Source organism: Nitrobacter winogradskyi (assembly GCF_006539545.1).
GTDB lineage: Bacteria > Pseudomonadota > Alphaproteobacteria > Rhizobiales > Xanthobacteraceae > Nitrobacter > Nitrobacter winogradskyi_A.
In genome coordinates this window covers 1-14951 of record NZ_BJNF01000108.1, presented here as the reverse complement: position 1 = coordinate 14951, position 14951 = coordinate 1, and the positions used below count along the sequence as shown (strand labels likewise).

Below are 14951 nucleotides of genomic sequence, written 5' to 3'. Positions count from 1 at the left end.
GAGCCCGCTTCTGATTCTATTAGATGCGGAAAGGCTCCAGTCGTCGACATCGTCTGTTTCGATGCCGCTGCCTGGTCACTGCATCGGACATCGATCGGGATCGCTGAAGACGAAGCGGAGGGTCGGCGTGCGGCCTGACGCCGCGCGCTACGCTGGTCATGTTTTCCGCCATCGCATCGGTCCGCAGCCTGCTGCTTGCCATCTTCGTTCTGATGGCGGGCAGTGGATTCATGTCAACGCTGCTGAGCCTGCGGCTCGAGCGCGCGGGGCAGAGCACCATCATCATCGGCCTGGTGGCAACCGTCTATTTCGCCGGGCTGGTGATCGGCGCGCTTCGTTCGGGACGCATCGTCCGCCGCGTCGGACACATCCGCGCCTTCGCAGCCTTCGTCGCGCTGCTATCGGCGAGTACCCTCGGCTATGCGCAATTCACCGACCCGCTGCTGTGGTCAAGTCTGCGGCTGATCGACGGCTTTTGCCTCGCCGGCGTCTTCGTCTGCCTCGAAAGCTGGCTCAACGAGCGCGCCGATACGGTTTCACGCGGTAGCATTCTGGCGGCCTATATGGTCGCGCTTTATTGCGGACAGGCGGTGGGACAATTGTTGCTGGGCGCCACCGGCGATCAGCCGGCTGTCCCGTTTCAACTGGCCTCGATGCTGATTTCGCTCTCGATCATTCCGCTGTGCCTGACGCGCACCTCGGCGCCGCCGCCGACAGAGGCGGCCGCATTCGGAATCGGGACGCTGTTCTCCGGTGCGCCGCTCGGCACCGTCGGCACGATGACCATCGGCCTGATGCTGGGCGCGTTCTACGGTCTCGCGGCGGTGCAGGTCCGTCGCCTCGGTCTCGACCTGCCGCAGACGGCCCATTTTATGATGGTCGTGATCCTCGGCGGCGTTGCCCTGCAATGGCCGCTCGGACGGCTCTCCGATCGGTACGACCGCCGCCATGTCATCGTGGTCAGCTTCGCGGCCACGCTATGCGTGAGCCTCGCGATTTCGCTGCTAGAGTCGCCTGGCCCGTGGCTGGCGGTGTTCGGTGCGATGTTCGGCGGCCTCAGCTTCGCGCTCTATCCGCTATGCGTCGCTCACTGCAACGACCGCCTGCTCGCAACGCAGCGGATCGCCGCGAGCGGACGCCTGGTGCTGCTGTATTCGATCGGCGCCGCCCGTTCCAGCGCCCAGGCAGCAGGACTTCCAGATTCTTCCCCGCACGACGCCGATCGCGTCGCTGCTTGACCCGAACACGCCCGACTCCCCGGCGGTCGACGAATCACGGCCATGACCGGTTTCGCGTCAGGTCGAGAACCCGCTCGAGAACCAGGGCGGGACGGCTCGGGAACGCTTCTTCTCACCACGGCTGCGGTTCTCGCCTTCAAGGGCCCGTAACCGCGCCGTCTCCGAGGCGGTCATGCCCCAAACTGTTGAGCGGAGTCCTGCAAAGAACCAATCCTGAGCGTAAATCGTTTCGAACTCATCCCGGAAATGCCTCTTTAGAAATTAGCATCGGCAGGTCATTTCGGAGAAACGACTTCAGATTTATAAAGAGGGGATCTTCTTCCAGTCTAAAATTCGATAGCGCCAGTGTCGCGCTGCGGAAATATTCTTCAGGAGGCCAGCGCTTATCGGGAACCAGGATCGATTTACTACGGAATCCCTGGAGCAGGCAGTAGGAATAAGCCACTGCTCGCCGACGCTGATCCTCCGGCATCGACCAGGCCTTTCGCGACACATCTAACAGAATGCTCCTCAGAGCTTCCATGCTGGACGCCTCCTCGACAATACCAAGGCCGGAATACTTGTCCTCGCCCGCCGCGATCATTCTGTGTCCAGCCGCGGCCATTTCGTAGAGAACCGTTCCACGAACCGTGAGACCGGCATCGCAATGCTTCATGACGTCACCGGCGCTGAGGGCGCTATCTGCAAATCCGACATTCCTGATGCCCGCGCAGTATTCATGCAGCCTGTCCCATGAATGCTTCCGATCGTAGCTGTCGTTCAGCGGGTGCGACTTTATAATCAGGTTGAGATGTGTCAGTTGCCGCGCAATATCGACGACGTCGACAATAGCTTGCCAGTAATCGTCCGAGAGTTGCCTTTGTCGCGTCAGCGGAGCGTCCTGAAACACATGCGCGAATACGCAGACCGTGGGATACTTTGGGTCAACACCGCAGCTCTCAAGGAAGGCCTCACGAGAAACGGGTAGCTGATCGACAACATCACGGTTCAATAGCGGGTCGATGGTCCGCGCCAGCGTACCCTCGACAGCGCCATCGAACAGGTCGAGTCTGGGATCATCCAGTAGAGCTTGATCGAAAGCGTATTTTTCCAGCATCTCCTTACAATCGCTGGGAAGGCCGGACGACAGGTCGGTTTGATCCCGATATCGCGTAACAGAAATTGGGATATATTGTTCGACCAGATATGTTGGTGCGCCGTTCTGGGCCGAAAAATCAGCCAGCTGTCCCGATGCTGAATAGCAAATGTGTCCCAGGACACACGCTCGAATCGATGACTGTCCAAACATCATGGGAATGGCTTCGTAGTCCGCCGACACGAGCTTTGCGACTGCGATGAGTTCGTCGCTCAGACTGTCGATGGTGCCGAAGCCGGATCGTCTCAGAAACTCGTTGTAGATCAAACGTCCGCGTCGCGGGAACTTTGATTCTGATAGTAACCGAACTGCTTGCCTGAGCGCGGATCCCGATTTGCCTTGCAGCCGCGTGCGAAGGTCTCTCTCTGCATTGGCCGACCAAACCGGATCAGACAGGAAACGATTGCGGAATTCGGAGATATTGTAGAAGCGGCTAACGCCAAACGAACGAGCAAGCGCCCGGTTTGCTTCAACGTCTGTCTTTCGATCATCACCAAAGTCATCGGCGAAAACCCCGACGATCTCACCTCCCCATATGTGCTGTATGCACTTCGCAACGACGCAATTTGCGAACAGGTGGAAGTGCGCATTGGCATTGTGATAAAGGTCAAGAATGATTATGCGATCAGATTTTGGCGGGAGAGAGGATGTCCAGAATCGCCGATTCTCTTCCAGAAATTCGCTAATGTTCATGGCGCATGAAGATCCCTGCGACCTGTTTTCAAGCTTTCGATCGCGCAAACCAACCCGGAAAAGATCACGTTCTATAAGCGGCTCTCGCGCTTGATGTCCGAAAAAGTGAAAGGGCGCGTTCGATGTTGCGCTTTGGCCGCCTCGCCGTGCGCCACAAGCCGGCCATCCTGTTTTGCTTTGAGACCGAGCCTGGATCGCTGGTCGGTATCTTAAAACACGGCAATTCAGATCCTCAAGCTTCGAGCGCATGGGATAGCCGTTCCACAACGTAATCCTGCTGTTCGGCGCTCAGGTTTGGATGAATAGGCAACGTCAGCGCGAAGTCGTAATATTTTTCGGAAGCCGGAAAGTCGCCACGGGAGAATCCCAACGCCCGATACCATGGTTGCAGATGGACCGGGATGTAATGGACGTTGACGCCGATACCGGACGAACGCATCGCCGCGAGAACCTCGGCGCGAGTGCGTCGTACGGTTTCATCCAGTTCAATGACATATAGATGAAATGCCGAGAGCGTGTCCTCCGGCACGAACTGACGAATCACGGGAAGACCAGCAAGCTCTTCATGATAACGCGCCGCGATGGTCTGTCGCCGGGCGATGAATTCAGCGAGGCGATCAAATTGTCTCACGCCGAGCGCCGCCTGAATGTCGGTCATACGGTAGTTGTAGCCGAGCATCACCTGCTCATAGTACCAAGGGCCTTCGGAAGTGGCGGTCATATCGGCAGGATCGCGCGAAATGCCATGGTTGCGGAGCAGGCGCATGCGATGGGCGATCTCGGCAGAACGCGTGGTCGCCGCACCGCCTTCTCCCGTCGTCACAATCTTGACGGGATGGAAGGAAAAAACGGTAACGTCAGCCAGTTCGCTCGAACCGATCGGCCTTTTCTGGTAGTATCCGCCAACGGCATGGCTCGCGTCTTCAAGAATGCGGAAGCCGTATCGATCCGCCAGCCGGCGGATAGACGCAAGGTCTGCGGAAGTGCCGGCGAAGTCCACGGGAACGACCACCTTCGGCAGGGTGCCGTCACGCTCGGCCGCTTCGAGCTTGGTGGCGAGTGCCTCGACGTCCATGTTTCGGGTCTTGGGATTGATATCGACGAAATCGACGGTCGCTCCGCAGTAGAGTCCGCAATTGGCGGAGGCGACAAAGGTGTTCGGCACCGTCCACAGTCGATCCGCAGGGCCAAGCCCGAGTGCGAGACAGGCGACGTGCAGTGCCGCAGTTGCTGAGGAAAAGGCCACCGCTTCAGGCGCGTCGACTTTCCGCGCCAACGTCTCCTCGAACTTGGGGACCATCGGCCCTTGGGTTAGGAAGTCTGACCTAAGGACTTCGACGACCGCCTCGACATCGGCGCTGGAGATGTCCTGACGACCGTAGGGGATCATGTCTTGGTCCGTTCATCAAATTCCACGATCTGTTCCACAGAGTACAGGAAAAGGTCGACTATCCGGATCGACCGCAGATTCGGTCTAAATATCTCGCCGCCAGGCATACGCTGGAAGTACTTCGGCACGAAGTCGACTCTGTCCTGCGGCGAGATCCAGAAACGGAACATGGCGGCGTCGGTAATCGGCAATTGGTGCCTCGCGCTATCAGCTTCTCGAAAAATGGGACGACCGGGCCGCGCGAGCCGGTAACGTTACCGTAGCGCGAGACCGAAACGGCGGTGCGTCGTTTGAACAGTTTATCCGATGCACGCTGGGTAGCGCCATACAGGTCGATCGGATTAGCCGCTTTATCGCTTGCGGGCGCGATCACCTGCTCGACGTTGTCGGCAAGCGCGGTGGCCACGATGTTATCGGTGCCGAGAATGTCGGTGCGGATCGTTCATTCGATTATACTCAGATGCTCTCCGTGCAGGATCCTACGTCATTTGCGTGTCTTGGGCCCCCTTAGATTGTTTTCTGTTGAATGTGGAAGTTGATTTTTTCAAGATCCGGATGTGCTTTCAGCAACCCCTTTAAGCTCGGGTAATCCATCTCTGCCGCATGATGATCTTCAATTAACAGTTTGACGAGCTTGAAGTCGTCGTCGGTGTCGACGGTGATGCGCCAGTGGCTTAGATTTTCTTCATCCAGGTAGTACTCATGGTGAATATCCGGCATCGATGTCCGAATATAACCTGTCACGTGCTCACGCTCGGACGACAGCCTGGCGTTCTCCGCGGCAAAGTCTAATGAATATCGGGAAAAGATTTCGAAATCCAGACCGCGAGGGTAGGTCCGTTTTTCGGCGTTCGAGAGATAAACTGACCCACTCTTCAAGCTCAGATAGGTATCAAGTCCGGCGCGAATCACATCCGGGCAGATGAGTGGGCAGTCCGACGTCACACGGATCACATGGCGAGCCTCGTGCGCGCGCGCCGCTCCTTGATAACGTGCCAGTACGTCATTCTCGCTACCGCGAAATACCGGAACGTCAAGTGCGGCGCAGAGTTCGACAACGGGATCGTCGGACAGATTCGTTGTTGTCGCGACGATCACGGGAACGCCGACATCGGCGAGGCGATCGAGATGCGTTTCAAGAAGGGTGCGTTCTCCAGCACGCATCAAGATTTTGCCCGGAAGGCGGGTGCTTGTCATGCGCGCCTGAGTGATGATTACAACTTCATTCGACATCGGATAAACCGAGAACGGCGTTCATCAGGAGAGTCTTTCACCATTTCACGGAACCGGTGAAAGACTCAATTTTTCTGATTTGACGCGTTTTCTTCACGCGAACCGGTATCCATCCTCGGGTCGAGCCCGAGGACATGTTTCGCTCGAAAACGCTATAGCCGAAGTCTTCGCTAGATAGCTGCGGAACATCGGCGGATTCAGCCTGGATTGTAAATAGTGCGATGCGTTCGCTGGTTTCGGCGGTGGTTCTTGCTGGAGCCTGATCCGGAAAAGTGGAAACCGGTTTTCGGAAAAGATCATGCTCCAACAAAAATAAGAGACGGGTCTGGTTCAACGCAGTTAAAACGGATTCTAGCGGCTGTTTCATTCCATACCAGATCTTGGTGGATTTCGCTTGATCGAAAGGTGCCAACCAAGAGCCAACATCTTGGCGTCGTGCGTGGTGCAGGCCAGCAAAGGCCCGCTGACGCTATTCTTGTTGATTAATCAGGCCGGCTTTTCCATCAGGAACCACGTGAGGTCATCAGCAGGGAATACCGGGTCTCGATGATAGATAAACCCGTAATCGACAAGTTTCAGGTCGGGGTATCTGTCCATCATCTCGCCGGCGAAATCCCGCTTCCACAAACGCCCGCTGTGACCACGATAGCTGATCTCGACCACGGAGGGATTGTAATACTCCGCCGTGAGGACATAACGATTGCTGGCTTCATAGAGCCTTTGATAAGCCACCGGCAGCATGTCAGGATTCAGGTGGATCAAGACACCGACGGTGAACGCCAGATCGACGCTTGACCACCCGACTGGTTCAAACAGCGTCGTATTGGAAGCAGCTATTCCGGGGATCGCCGCCAGTTTTTCGAAAGCTCGGCTGTTTATTTCGATGGCTTGAAACGTCGCGTGTGGAAGCAGGCTCTTGAGAGCGAGAATATTAAGGCCGATGTTGGCGCCAAGCTCTCGAACTGACCGGATTTTGCTGCATCGCTGGACAATGCGAGCAAACATCGCGATCTTGGCGGTCAGCACTTCGCGACTTTGATTTCGACCGATGTAGTTGTCGCCGAACTCTCCGGCCCAGAATTCCTCTTGTGCTGTAATCTGGGTCATAGGTGTTGCTTCCTCTTGGATTTCCCTCTGATCCTTAGTCATAACGAGTAATAACAGCGGGTTGTAGCGGGATCTCCGGGGGAGGGGAGGTCATGGGGTTGATTGGCGGGGCACAATAATGGGATCGTCATGCGATCACGGACCACTTTATCGGCTCGCCATATGCGATGTCGCGCGCGGCGGTGTGGCCGATGACGCGGGCTAGATACTTTGGCGGCAGGCCAAAGCCAGGCCGGATGACGCGAATATTCTCGCTCGTCAGAATCTCCCCCGCCTTGATCGGCTTGACTGCGTAGATCGAACGGCGAAACCGTGTGTTGGCCTTCTCGCTTTGGACGATCCCATAGTCGGCAGAACCGAGCGCGGACCATGCGGACTTGCAGTCGTCGACCAGTCGCCTGAACTCGTGCGGTTCGAGTGAGAACGCTGCGTCTGGGCCTCCGTCGGCGCGCGAGGTCGTAAAGTGCTTTTCGATTATGGAGCCGCCCAGCGCGATCGAAGCGACGCAGGCGGCGGAGCCCGGCGCATGATCGGAAAGACCGGACACGACGTTGAAGGCCTGGCCGAGATGCGCCACGGTGCGCACATTTGCTTCCTCGATTGGAGCCGGGTAGGCGCTGGTACAGTGCAGCAGCGCGATGCCGCCGGCGCCGTTGTCGCGCGCTGTTTCGACCGCTTCCTGAATCTCGCCGAGATTGGCCATCCCGGTCGAGATGATCATCGGTTTGCCCTGTTTGGCGACATACTTGATCAGCGGCAGGTCAATCACCTCGAACGATGCGATCTTGTAGGCGGGCGCATCGAGAGCCGCGAGCAGATCCACGGCGGTTTCGTCAAAGGGACTGGAGAAGATCGTGATCCCAAGCTCACGCGCCTTCGCGAACATTTTCCAATGCCATTCATACGGCGTGTGAGCTTGCTGGTAGAGCTTGTAGAGCTGGTAGCCGTCCCACAGGCCGCCCTTGATCAAGAACTCCTCGCCATCGTGAGGGATGGTCATCGTGTCGGCCGTATATGTCTGGATCTTGATCGCGTCGGCGCCGGCGGCGGCGGCGGCTTCGATCAGTTCCAGCGCCTTCAATAGCTTGCCGTTATGGTTCGCCGACAATTCCGCGATGATGTAAGGAGGATAGTCCGGGCCGATCTTGCGTCCCTCGATGATGAGTTCCGGGCTATGCATCACAATTTACGCTCCTGGTGCGAGCTGGAGACTCGGCAGGTAGGTTAGGAGGTTCGCGCGGCGAAGATCGTCAGCATCGACGCCATCACCGGCTTTTGCCATTTTCATGGTATTTCAAGTACTCATAGTAAAATTGCGCCTTCAAAGACGTTGTTCAGGAAGCCGGAGCGCAAGCCGGGCTGCATCAGAGTGTCCAGAAGGGCGGCGGAAACAGCGCCCAATGAATCAACCCGGGCGCGCCGAAACGCCCCAACGTCGGCGGGTGCAACGATTTCAAGTTCAGAATATTCACGCTTCTCAAGCGCCGCGAAGCGGCGTCGGATTTGCGCAGCCGAGGAGGTGGTCGCGAGCATGATTCCGACGTCGGTGACGTGGCTCTGCGGATCCTCGACGAGCGCAACGGCTCTGGAATGCGCCGACAGCTCGGATGCTCCGATGCCGGTTTCTTCCTCGAGCTCGGTCAGAACGGACCGTTCGATGCTCACCCGTCCCGCCGACCCGACCGCCGTGTCGTCAACGCCGCCAGAGGGGACCAGCTCCCAGCACCCGGCGTCCATCTCAGAGCGATCGCTGCGCCGGCCGAATAAAACGCCATCCGGACAAGACAGGATACCTGTGACGGCGAGCGGCTTGATCTTCAGCGCCGCATGAAGGCTGGGCTCGCGCCGTTGTGCGAGGAAGTAGCGGTATTCCGAAATCCAGCCGACGATCGTCCTGGCATCACAATGGTCGATGCTGAACAATTGCCCGTTGTAGAGCTCGTGGGAACGTAGCTGTTTTTCGCGCTGCCAGATTTCGTTCACGCGCGCCTCGATGTCCGGGCTGACGGTTGGCGCTGTCGCTCCCACCATCACTCTCGGCTCCGATTCAAGCAGGCGAACATTCAGCATGCCGGTATTCTACCAAGGAGATCGTTGAGGCTTTCGATGAATACGACCTGATCGGGCCACCCGGAGCGATCTTTGGGTGACGTCAATGCCCATGTTCTGAGCCCCGCGGCAACTGCCGACATCGCGCCGATGCGGGAATCCTCGACGGCGTGCGACGGGGCTGCCGAGCAATTCAACCGCTTGAGGGCCCTGATGTAGGGTTCGGCGGCGGGCTTGCCTGCGGTCACCTCATCGCCGCCGACGACATCGTCGATCTTGTCGGCGAGTCCTGCGAATGCGAGCCATCTCTGCGCGAACAATCTGGGCGACGACGTAACGACGGCGATCTTCAACCCGCTCTCGCGAGCGTGAGCCAACAATTCAAATGCGCCGGAAGCGGGGCGCGCGCTCTGATGCGCTTGCGACACCATGGCCGAGTATTTCTGCAGGAGGTCGGCCGGTGTTCCCGGCAATTTGTGAGTCATCCTCAACCGTTCGACGATCTCACCGAGTGGCGGTCCGTTGAGCCGCTGAAACTCGGCCTCGTCGCCGCTCGCGCCGAAGGAGACGAGGAAGGAATGGTAGACGTTTCTCAGTGCCGTCACGCTGTCAGCGAGCGTGCCGTCAAGATCCAGAAACAGGCCGCGGTAGAGTGGGCTGGCGTCAGCTTCCGGCATCAAGGTTTCCGACAGACAAACATCCGGCCTTGCCCGAAGGCGCCGAAGGCGCTCGATATTTCCGCCGAAACCGTCAGGCTGAGCTGGGTTGCCGAATGGACCAGCGGATGGTCGTAATCCACGGTTCCCCCATTGATCGCCGGGACCAGCACATAGAGCATCAGGTCGTGAAGCGAAATGAAGTCCTCGATCTCGACCTCAAGGCCGAGCATTTCGAGATGCGGCAGGATGCGTGTTTCGTCGAAGAACAGGTTGAATGCGGCGGGCGTGCGCGCGGGAAGGTTCAGCAGGGCGCGGCAATGATTTTGTCGATCATAGGTCGCCGTCGAATTCTCGATCATGATCAGATATCCGCCTCTCCGCACTCTCGCGGCAAGGTCGGTGATGGCGCGCATCTGCAGTTCGACCGTTTCGATGTTGATCAGGCAGCGATTGGTAAAAACGACATCGTATTGCGTCAGCAATCCCGACGCCGCCGAAAGTTCGAGCGCATTGCCGATTCGGAAGCTGGACCTGTCCTGGAAGCCGTTGGCAACGGCTGCTTCACGCGCGGCGTCGATCATTTCCGCAGTATAGTCGATGCCGTCGAGTTGCATGCGCGGGAATTGCGCGGCAAGGCCAAAGCAGTTCAAGCCATTGCCGCAACCGACTTCGAGAACGTGTGCCGGCGCATCGCCGAGCCCGATCACAGACATCCGGCGCGCCAATGCGTCGATCTCGAGCATCTTCGCGGTTCCGGTTCTGGTGGTGGCGTTGAGCGCGGGGCCGAATTTCGATGCCCAGTCGCGCCAATGAGCCCTGACCTGTTCGGGATCCATAATTCCTTTCCATCTGCCTCTTCAGCGGCAGGCCTGACATTCCGGGGTTAATAGCGCGACTGCACGTCCGGATTCAATGGAAGGCACGCTGGTCTTCGGCAGGTTCGTGAGCGGCTGCTTTGCAGGCAGTTGGTTGCGGGTCCGATTCCGGCTTTGGGCTCCAGTTTATTCCTCATAGGGTTTTGGCGTTTCAACCCGGCGCGACCAGTTCTCAATCGTGTCTGATGCCAATCGAGCCAAGGCCAGGCGTCGCCAGCTATCTGGCAGACCTGGAAGATCAGCCAGTTCAGCCAATGCCGGCCGGTTCATTCGGTCGTGGTAGAGGAGATGTGAGGTTCTGGCGAGCGACCAGGCAGGATTTGGTCTTGCGATCAGGCTGCCGCAGTCACCGGCTGCGAGAGCACCTGGCTCGATTACTCTGAAGTACCACCCGGTTCGTCCGGTGTCCTGTACCCTCCGAGCCATGTCGGGTACGTCAAAGCGCAGATTCAGCTTCCAGCAGGGCTGGCGACCCTGGCTGACCTCGACCACGGCTGATCCGATGCGCCAGCGATCGCCGAGGCAAAGATCGGCCTCGCTTGCGCCATCAATAACAAGGTTTTCACCAAAGGCGCCGGGCCGGAAGCGATTGATGCGATCCGGTAATTCTTTGGACCATGTTGCGAAGTGTGAGGTCGAGTAGGCGTGGATGGCCTTGTGCGGCCCGCCATGGTGTTTGCGATCAGCCTGTTCGTCTCCCTCAAGTCCCAGGTAGCTTACCGGCAGTGGATGGTGAATCTGGTGCTTATCGATGGCGCTGAGCGCTCCTGATGAGCCAAGAGGAGAGACTCCGCCGATGCGGAGTTCGAGCACGTCAAATCGGGCCATGGCCTGCGATACCTCACCGCGCGACAGTAGATGAATTCACACCTACCATTCGGAGGGCGATCGGGGGAAACACGCAGGTTATTGTCGGGCAGTCGTCGGACAGGCCAGACAGCATCTCCATCATTACGGCCGTGTCTGCCGATCTTTGGTCAAGCTTTGGCGGGATAGAGTATTTATTCCGTTCAAAGGGTGGCTCGATGTCAAAGCGCGTAACCAAGACAAAATCTTGCAGAGACCGGGAGAAATTGGGAATTTTGCGGGTCAAGGATCACCGAAGAATCGAGGAACGTATTCTCAGACTGCTTGATCGATACGAGGCCTCGCCAGAGACGGACAAGCGTTGGCTGGATATTGGACGATCCTGCATTGAGCAGGGTTTCATGGCGATCAACCGGGCTGTTTTCGAGCAGAAGCGGGCTGAATTGCCGGAGGATTGATCAAGGGTGAGCAGGGCGCGTTCGATCTCCGGCGGTTCGTGCGCGCTGCAAACGCCGCGCCCCCGGCGTCCGCTGGGTCTCATCACCAGCGAGACGTTTCGCGGCATCGCCTGCGCCAGCCGGGACCACCCCCGTCGCCGTGGGGATGTTTATGCGGGCCGACATCATTGTGAAGGCGATGATGATCGGTATTGCATTCGCAGGCCCCTGCGACAACGAAGGTGGCGCAGGTCCATCCTTCATCTCATTGGGCGGGGAGGGTCGAGCGCGACTGGCGGCAACGCAGCTATCCCTAAAACTGAAACGTCGTCGACAGCAGGAACGTGCGCGGCTTGGTCAGACCCAATTGATAGCCAGTCGTCGACCCATAACCCTGGTCCAGGACGTTGCGCAGCGTTGCCTGCACGACTATCGGTTGATAGACTCCGTTGAAACGGATGTGGAACACCTTGTTGCCACTTCGCAGAAGCAACCAAGCCGAGCTTCGGAATAATGCCTGGGGGGTGACACAACTTTTCGCCGACCTGGTCCGGAGTTCCTTTGGTCATCAAAGCCCTCGCGTTTGTGATGGCATTGGAACGATGGTAATCGCAATCCTCACCACGCATCTAAAAGCGGGTAGCTGAAGGCCGCATATGTTCTTGCAGAAATCTGTCGCATTTCGCCCGAGGGCAATCCTTGCAAAGCTGGTCGCCTCGTCCCTTGTCTGGGCTTGTGCGACGATACCGGGTTTCGCGGAGACCTCGCCGCCCCAGGCCTCCGGCGTACCTATTGCCGAGGGTCAGATCGACAAGGCTGTCGCGAGCCTCGACGCGATCGCTGCCGACGTCATGAAGAAGACCGGCATTCCGGGCATGGCGGTGGCGGTTGTGCGTGATGGCAAGATCGCCTACGTGAAGGGTTTCGGCGTCCGGAAAGTCGGCGAGAACCAGCCGATTGACGCGAACACCGTTTTTCAGATCGCATCGCTTTCGAAATCCCTCGCGGCCAGCGTCGTGGCTCGCCAGGTCGGCGCGGGCGTCATCAAGTGGGACACGCCTGTCCAGGCGCATTTGCCTTGGTTCAAGCTGATGGACCCGTGGGTGACGCAGCATGTCACGATCGCCGATTTGTTCAGTCATCGTTCGGGTTTGCCGGATCATGCCGGCGACGATCTCGAGGATCTCGGCTTTGATCGCCGAGCCGTGCTGGAGCGCCTGCGTCTGCTGCCGCTTCACGGCTTCCGGGACGTCTATGCCTACACCAACTTCGGGCTGACCGCGGCGGCGGAAGCCGTCGCTGTTGCGTCAGGCAAGGATTGGGAAAGCCTTTCTGAAGAGGTTCTTTATAGACCGCTCGGGATGAGCGCGACCAGTTCGCGCTTTGCAGATTTCGAAAGGCAGGCCAATCGCGCCATTGGGCATGTAAAGGTCGGCGACGGCTTCCGGCCGAAGTATCAACGCCGGCCCGATGCGCAGTCACCCGCAGGCGGCGTCAGTTCGTCGGCAAACGATCTTGCTCGATGGCTTGCGTTGGTCTTGCAGAACGGCGAATTCGAAGGTCGGCGGGTCATTCCAACGGATGCGCTGCTTCCCGCCATGACGGCCGAGGTCGTTTCGATTCATTCCGCCTCAGCCGATGCAAGGGCCAGCCTGTACGGATATGGATTTGGCGTCGGAGTCACGCCTGCGGGGCGGACAATGATCAGTCATTCCGGGGCCTTCGCGCTGGGTGCTGGAACCCATTACGCGATCATCCCTTCGGCCGGGATCGGAATCGTCGTGCTGACCAACGCAGAACCGGTCGGTGCGGCGGAGGCGGTCGGGGCCTCGTTCATGGATCTTGTTCAGTTCGGGAAGATCACGCGGGATTGGTTGGCTGCCTATGGCGCGGCCATGGCGCAGCTCACGGCGCCGGCAGGCGATCTCGTCGGCAAGTCGCCGCCCGCTAAACCAGCGCCGGCTGCGAGTTCTACATCCTATGTTGGCCGCTACGGCAATCCCTATTTCGGAGATGCCGAGATCGTCGATGCAAATGGTCATCTGGAGCTGAAGATTGGTCGTTTGAGCCGACCGTACACGTTGACCCACTGGGATGGCGACGTGTTCTCGATCAACCCTTCCAGCGAGAACCAAACCGATGGTTCGGTGTCGTCGGTTACTTTCAAGCGAGCTGGTGACGAGCCGGCCCGCGAACTGACTATCGAGTTTCTCAACGACAATGGGCTCGGCCAGTTCATGAGGCGCTGAAAAGCATGAGAGAAATTCGGTCGGCCGCGAAGTGTCAGACCCACGGTTCTTAAACCAATTCTAAATCATTGAGTTTGCGCGCGAAGTATTCTGCCGCTAGGGCCATCGACAAAAGATGGGAACTACGCGCCAGTCGTTATCTCCGTGGTTGGAGACCTGTGAACGGGGCGGTTGCGCATCAGTGTGAGTGCGAGGGGAGCGGCGATTACCAATGTCCTGGGCACCAGCAGTAAGTCCGGAGAACGCAGCCGACCTGACTCAGGAAGCGTTCCTTGGACTGCTCGCGGCGGGTCGGCCAGACTAAACGAAATGCGACAACCCGCGACTGGTCATGCGAAAGCGCGTTGGCTTATCTCGATTGAGGGGGCGAATGTATTGTCCCTTCGTAGCGCAAACCTGAGGTCGCTCCCGGCACGCCACCACCGTTCGGACGGCCAGCAAAAAGCTGATTGCGTAGGGATAGGGGTGAGCCCGCTTCCGTGTTGCGATGATTCCAGAAGGGAGCACGGATGGCTGAGTCCTTGAGTGCTGCCTTCCTGCTGCATCGGCGGTCCCTGATGTGGAGCGTGATGCGGATCGTGCGCGATCCTCAGACGGCCGAGGATCTTGCCCAGGAGACGTATCTCCGTGCCGCGCGGGCTGCCGAGAGCGGCCCGATCGAACATCTCGAAGCCTTTCTGTACCAGACGGCGCGCAATCTGGCGCTTGACCATCTGCGGCGACAGCGGACGCGCGGCGGCGTGCAGGTCGATGGCCTCAACACCGAGGAAATCGAGAAAGTCCCGGCGAATTCCCCGACACCGGAAGGAGTGATCATCGAGCGCGAGCGGTTGAACCGGTTCTGGCAGGCCTTGAGCGCGCTTCCGGAACGGGCGCAAACCGTCGTCGTGCTCAGCCGTGTCGAAGGATGGCAGAACGGACAGATCGCCAGTCATCTCGGCGTTTCCGAGCGCACGGTCTTCAACGACCTCAAGCTGGCGATGGCGCATTGCCGCGACGCGATCCGGCGTCTTGATGAGGGCTGAGAGAGCCTCTTTTTGATCGCCAGAGCCTTTTCGCTTCTGATGGAATCAGAAGCG

The 14951-nt window shown here is 58.6% G+C and carries 15 protein-coding genes and 1 pseudogene; 5 read left to right on the top strand and 11 right to left on the bottom strand.

Features of this window, described 5'->3' with window-relative positions; all coding sequences use genetic code 11:
* The first annotated feature begins 158 nt into the window (after positions 1-158).
* Positions 159-1238: an MFS transporter gene (locus tag NWI01_RS17030; RefSeq protein WP_210243000.1), complete on the top strand. Its 1080-nt coding sequence runs from the start codon at positions 159-161 to the stop codon at positions 1236-1238.
* A 235-nt stretch (positions 1239-1473) separates the two neighbouring features.
* Here NWI01_RS17030 and NWI01_RS17025 read toward each other — a convergent pair whose 3' ends face one another.
* The 11 genes and pseudogenes from NWI01_RS17025 to NWI01_RS16975 all read right to left on the bottom strand — a co-directional run bounded on the left by NWI01_RS17025 (position 1474) and on the right by NWI01_RS16975 (position 11207).
* Complete coding sequence (locus NWI01_RS17025; protein WP_141385166.1) at positions 1474-3066, bottom strand: hypothetical protein; 1593 nt, start codon at positions 3064-3066, stop codon at positions 1474-1476.
* A gap of 232 nt (positions 3067-3298) precedes the next feature.
* Positions 3299-4456: a UDP-4-amino-4,6-dideoxy-N-acetyl-beta-L-altrosamine transaminase gene (gene pseC, locus NWI01_RS17020; protein WP_141385165.1), complete on the bottom strand. Its 1158-nt coding sequence runs from the start codon at positions 4454-4456 to the stop codon at positions 3299-3301.
* Positions 4453-4862 (bottom strand): annotated as a pseudogene (locus NWI01_RS17015) (polysaccharide biosynthesis protein). Before NWI01_RS17015 ends, pseC begins: the two are co-directional and overlap by 4 nt.
* Positions 4863-4963: 101 nt before the next feature.
* On the bottom strand, positions 4964-5689 hold the full coding sequence (locus NWI01_RS17010; protein WP_141385164.1) for a cytidylyltransferase domain-containing protein: 726 nt from the start codon (positions 5687-5689) through the stop codon (positions 4964-4966).
* 37 nt (positions 5690-5726) lie between these two features.
* On the bottom strand, positions 5727-6101 hold the full coding sequence (locus NWI01_RS19130; protein ID WP_210242999.1) for a hypothetical protein: 375 nt from the start codon (positions 6099-6101) through the stop codon (positions 5727-5729).
* A gap of 74 nt (positions 6102-6175) precedes the next feature.
* Positions 6176-6838: a pseudaminic acid biosynthesis-associated methylase gene (locus tag NWI01_RS17000; RefSeq protein WP_244613854.1), complete on the bottom strand. Its 663-nt coding sequence runs from the start codon at positions 6836-6838 to the stop codon at positions 6176-6178.
* Between the two features lie 85 nt (positions 6839-6923).
* A complete protein-coding gene (pseI, locus tag NWI01_RS16995) occupies positions 6924-7976 on the bottom strand; it encodes a pseudaminic acid synthase (RefSeq protein WP_141385167.1) in 1053 nt (350 codons plus the stop codon).
* A 122-nt stretch (positions 7977-8098) separates the two neighbouring features.
* Positions 8099-8779 (bottom strand): NUDIX domain-containing protein, encoded by a 681-nt coding sequence (locus NWI01_RS16990; RefSeq protein WP_244613853.1) that lies wholly within the window; start codon positions 8777-8779, stop codon positions 8099-8101.
* An 80-nt stretch (positions 8780-8859) separates the two neighbouring features.
* On the bottom strand, positions 8860-9522 hold the full coding sequence (locus NWI01_RS16985; protein ID WP_141385162.1) for an HAD family hydrolase: 663 nt from the start codon (positions 9520-9522) through the stop codon (positions 8860-8862).
* Positions 9522-10340: a class I SAM-dependent methyltransferase gene (locus NWI01_RS16980; RefSeq protein ID WP_141385161.1), complete on the bottom strand. Its 819-nt coding sequence runs from the start codon at positions 10338-10340 to the stop codon at positions 9522-9524. The genes NWI01_RS16985 and NWI01_RS16980 overlap by 1 nt, the downstream gene beginning before the upstream one ends.
* 165 nt (positions 10341-10505) lie before the next feature.
* Complete coding sequence (locus NWI01_RS16975; protein ID WP_141385160.1) at positions 10506-11207, bottom strand: MOSC domain-containing protein; 702 nt, start codon at positions 11205-11207, stop codon at positions 10506-10508.
* A gap of 131 nt (positions 11208-11338) precedes the next feature.
* Here NWI01_RS16975 and NWI01_RS16970 point away from each other — a divergent pair, with 131 nt between their 5' ends.
* The 4 genes from NWI01_RS16970 (at position 11339) to NWI01_RS16955 (ending at position 14897) form a co-directional block, all read left to right on the top strand.
* Positions 11339-11644, top strand: a complete 306-nt coding sequence (locus tag NWI01_RS16970; protein WP_141385159.1) for an Acb2/Tad1 domain-containing protein — start codon at positions 11339-11341, stop codon at positions 11642-11644.
* A gap of 151 nt (positions 11645-11795) precedes the next feature.
* A complete protein-coding gene (locus NWI01_RS16965) occupies positions 11796-12137 on the top strand; it encodes a hypothetical protein (RefSeq protein ID WP_141385158.1) in 342 nt (113 codons plus the stop codon).
* Between the two features lie 142 nt (positions 12138-12279).
* On the top strand, positions 12280-13872 hold the full coding sequence (locus NWI01_RS16960) for a serine hydrolase (protein ID WP_141385157.1): 1593 nt from the start codon (positions 12280-12282) through the stop codon (positions 13870-13872).
* A gap of 509 nt (positions 13873-14381) precedes the next feature.
* The gene (locus NWI01_RS16955; protein ID WP_141385156.1) at positions 14382-14897 is read left to right on the top strand and encodes an RNA polymerase sigma factor; all 516 of its coding nucleotides are present in this window, start codon (positions 14382-14384) and stop codon (positions 14895-14897) included.
* Positions 14898-14951: the final 54 nt, after the last annotated feature.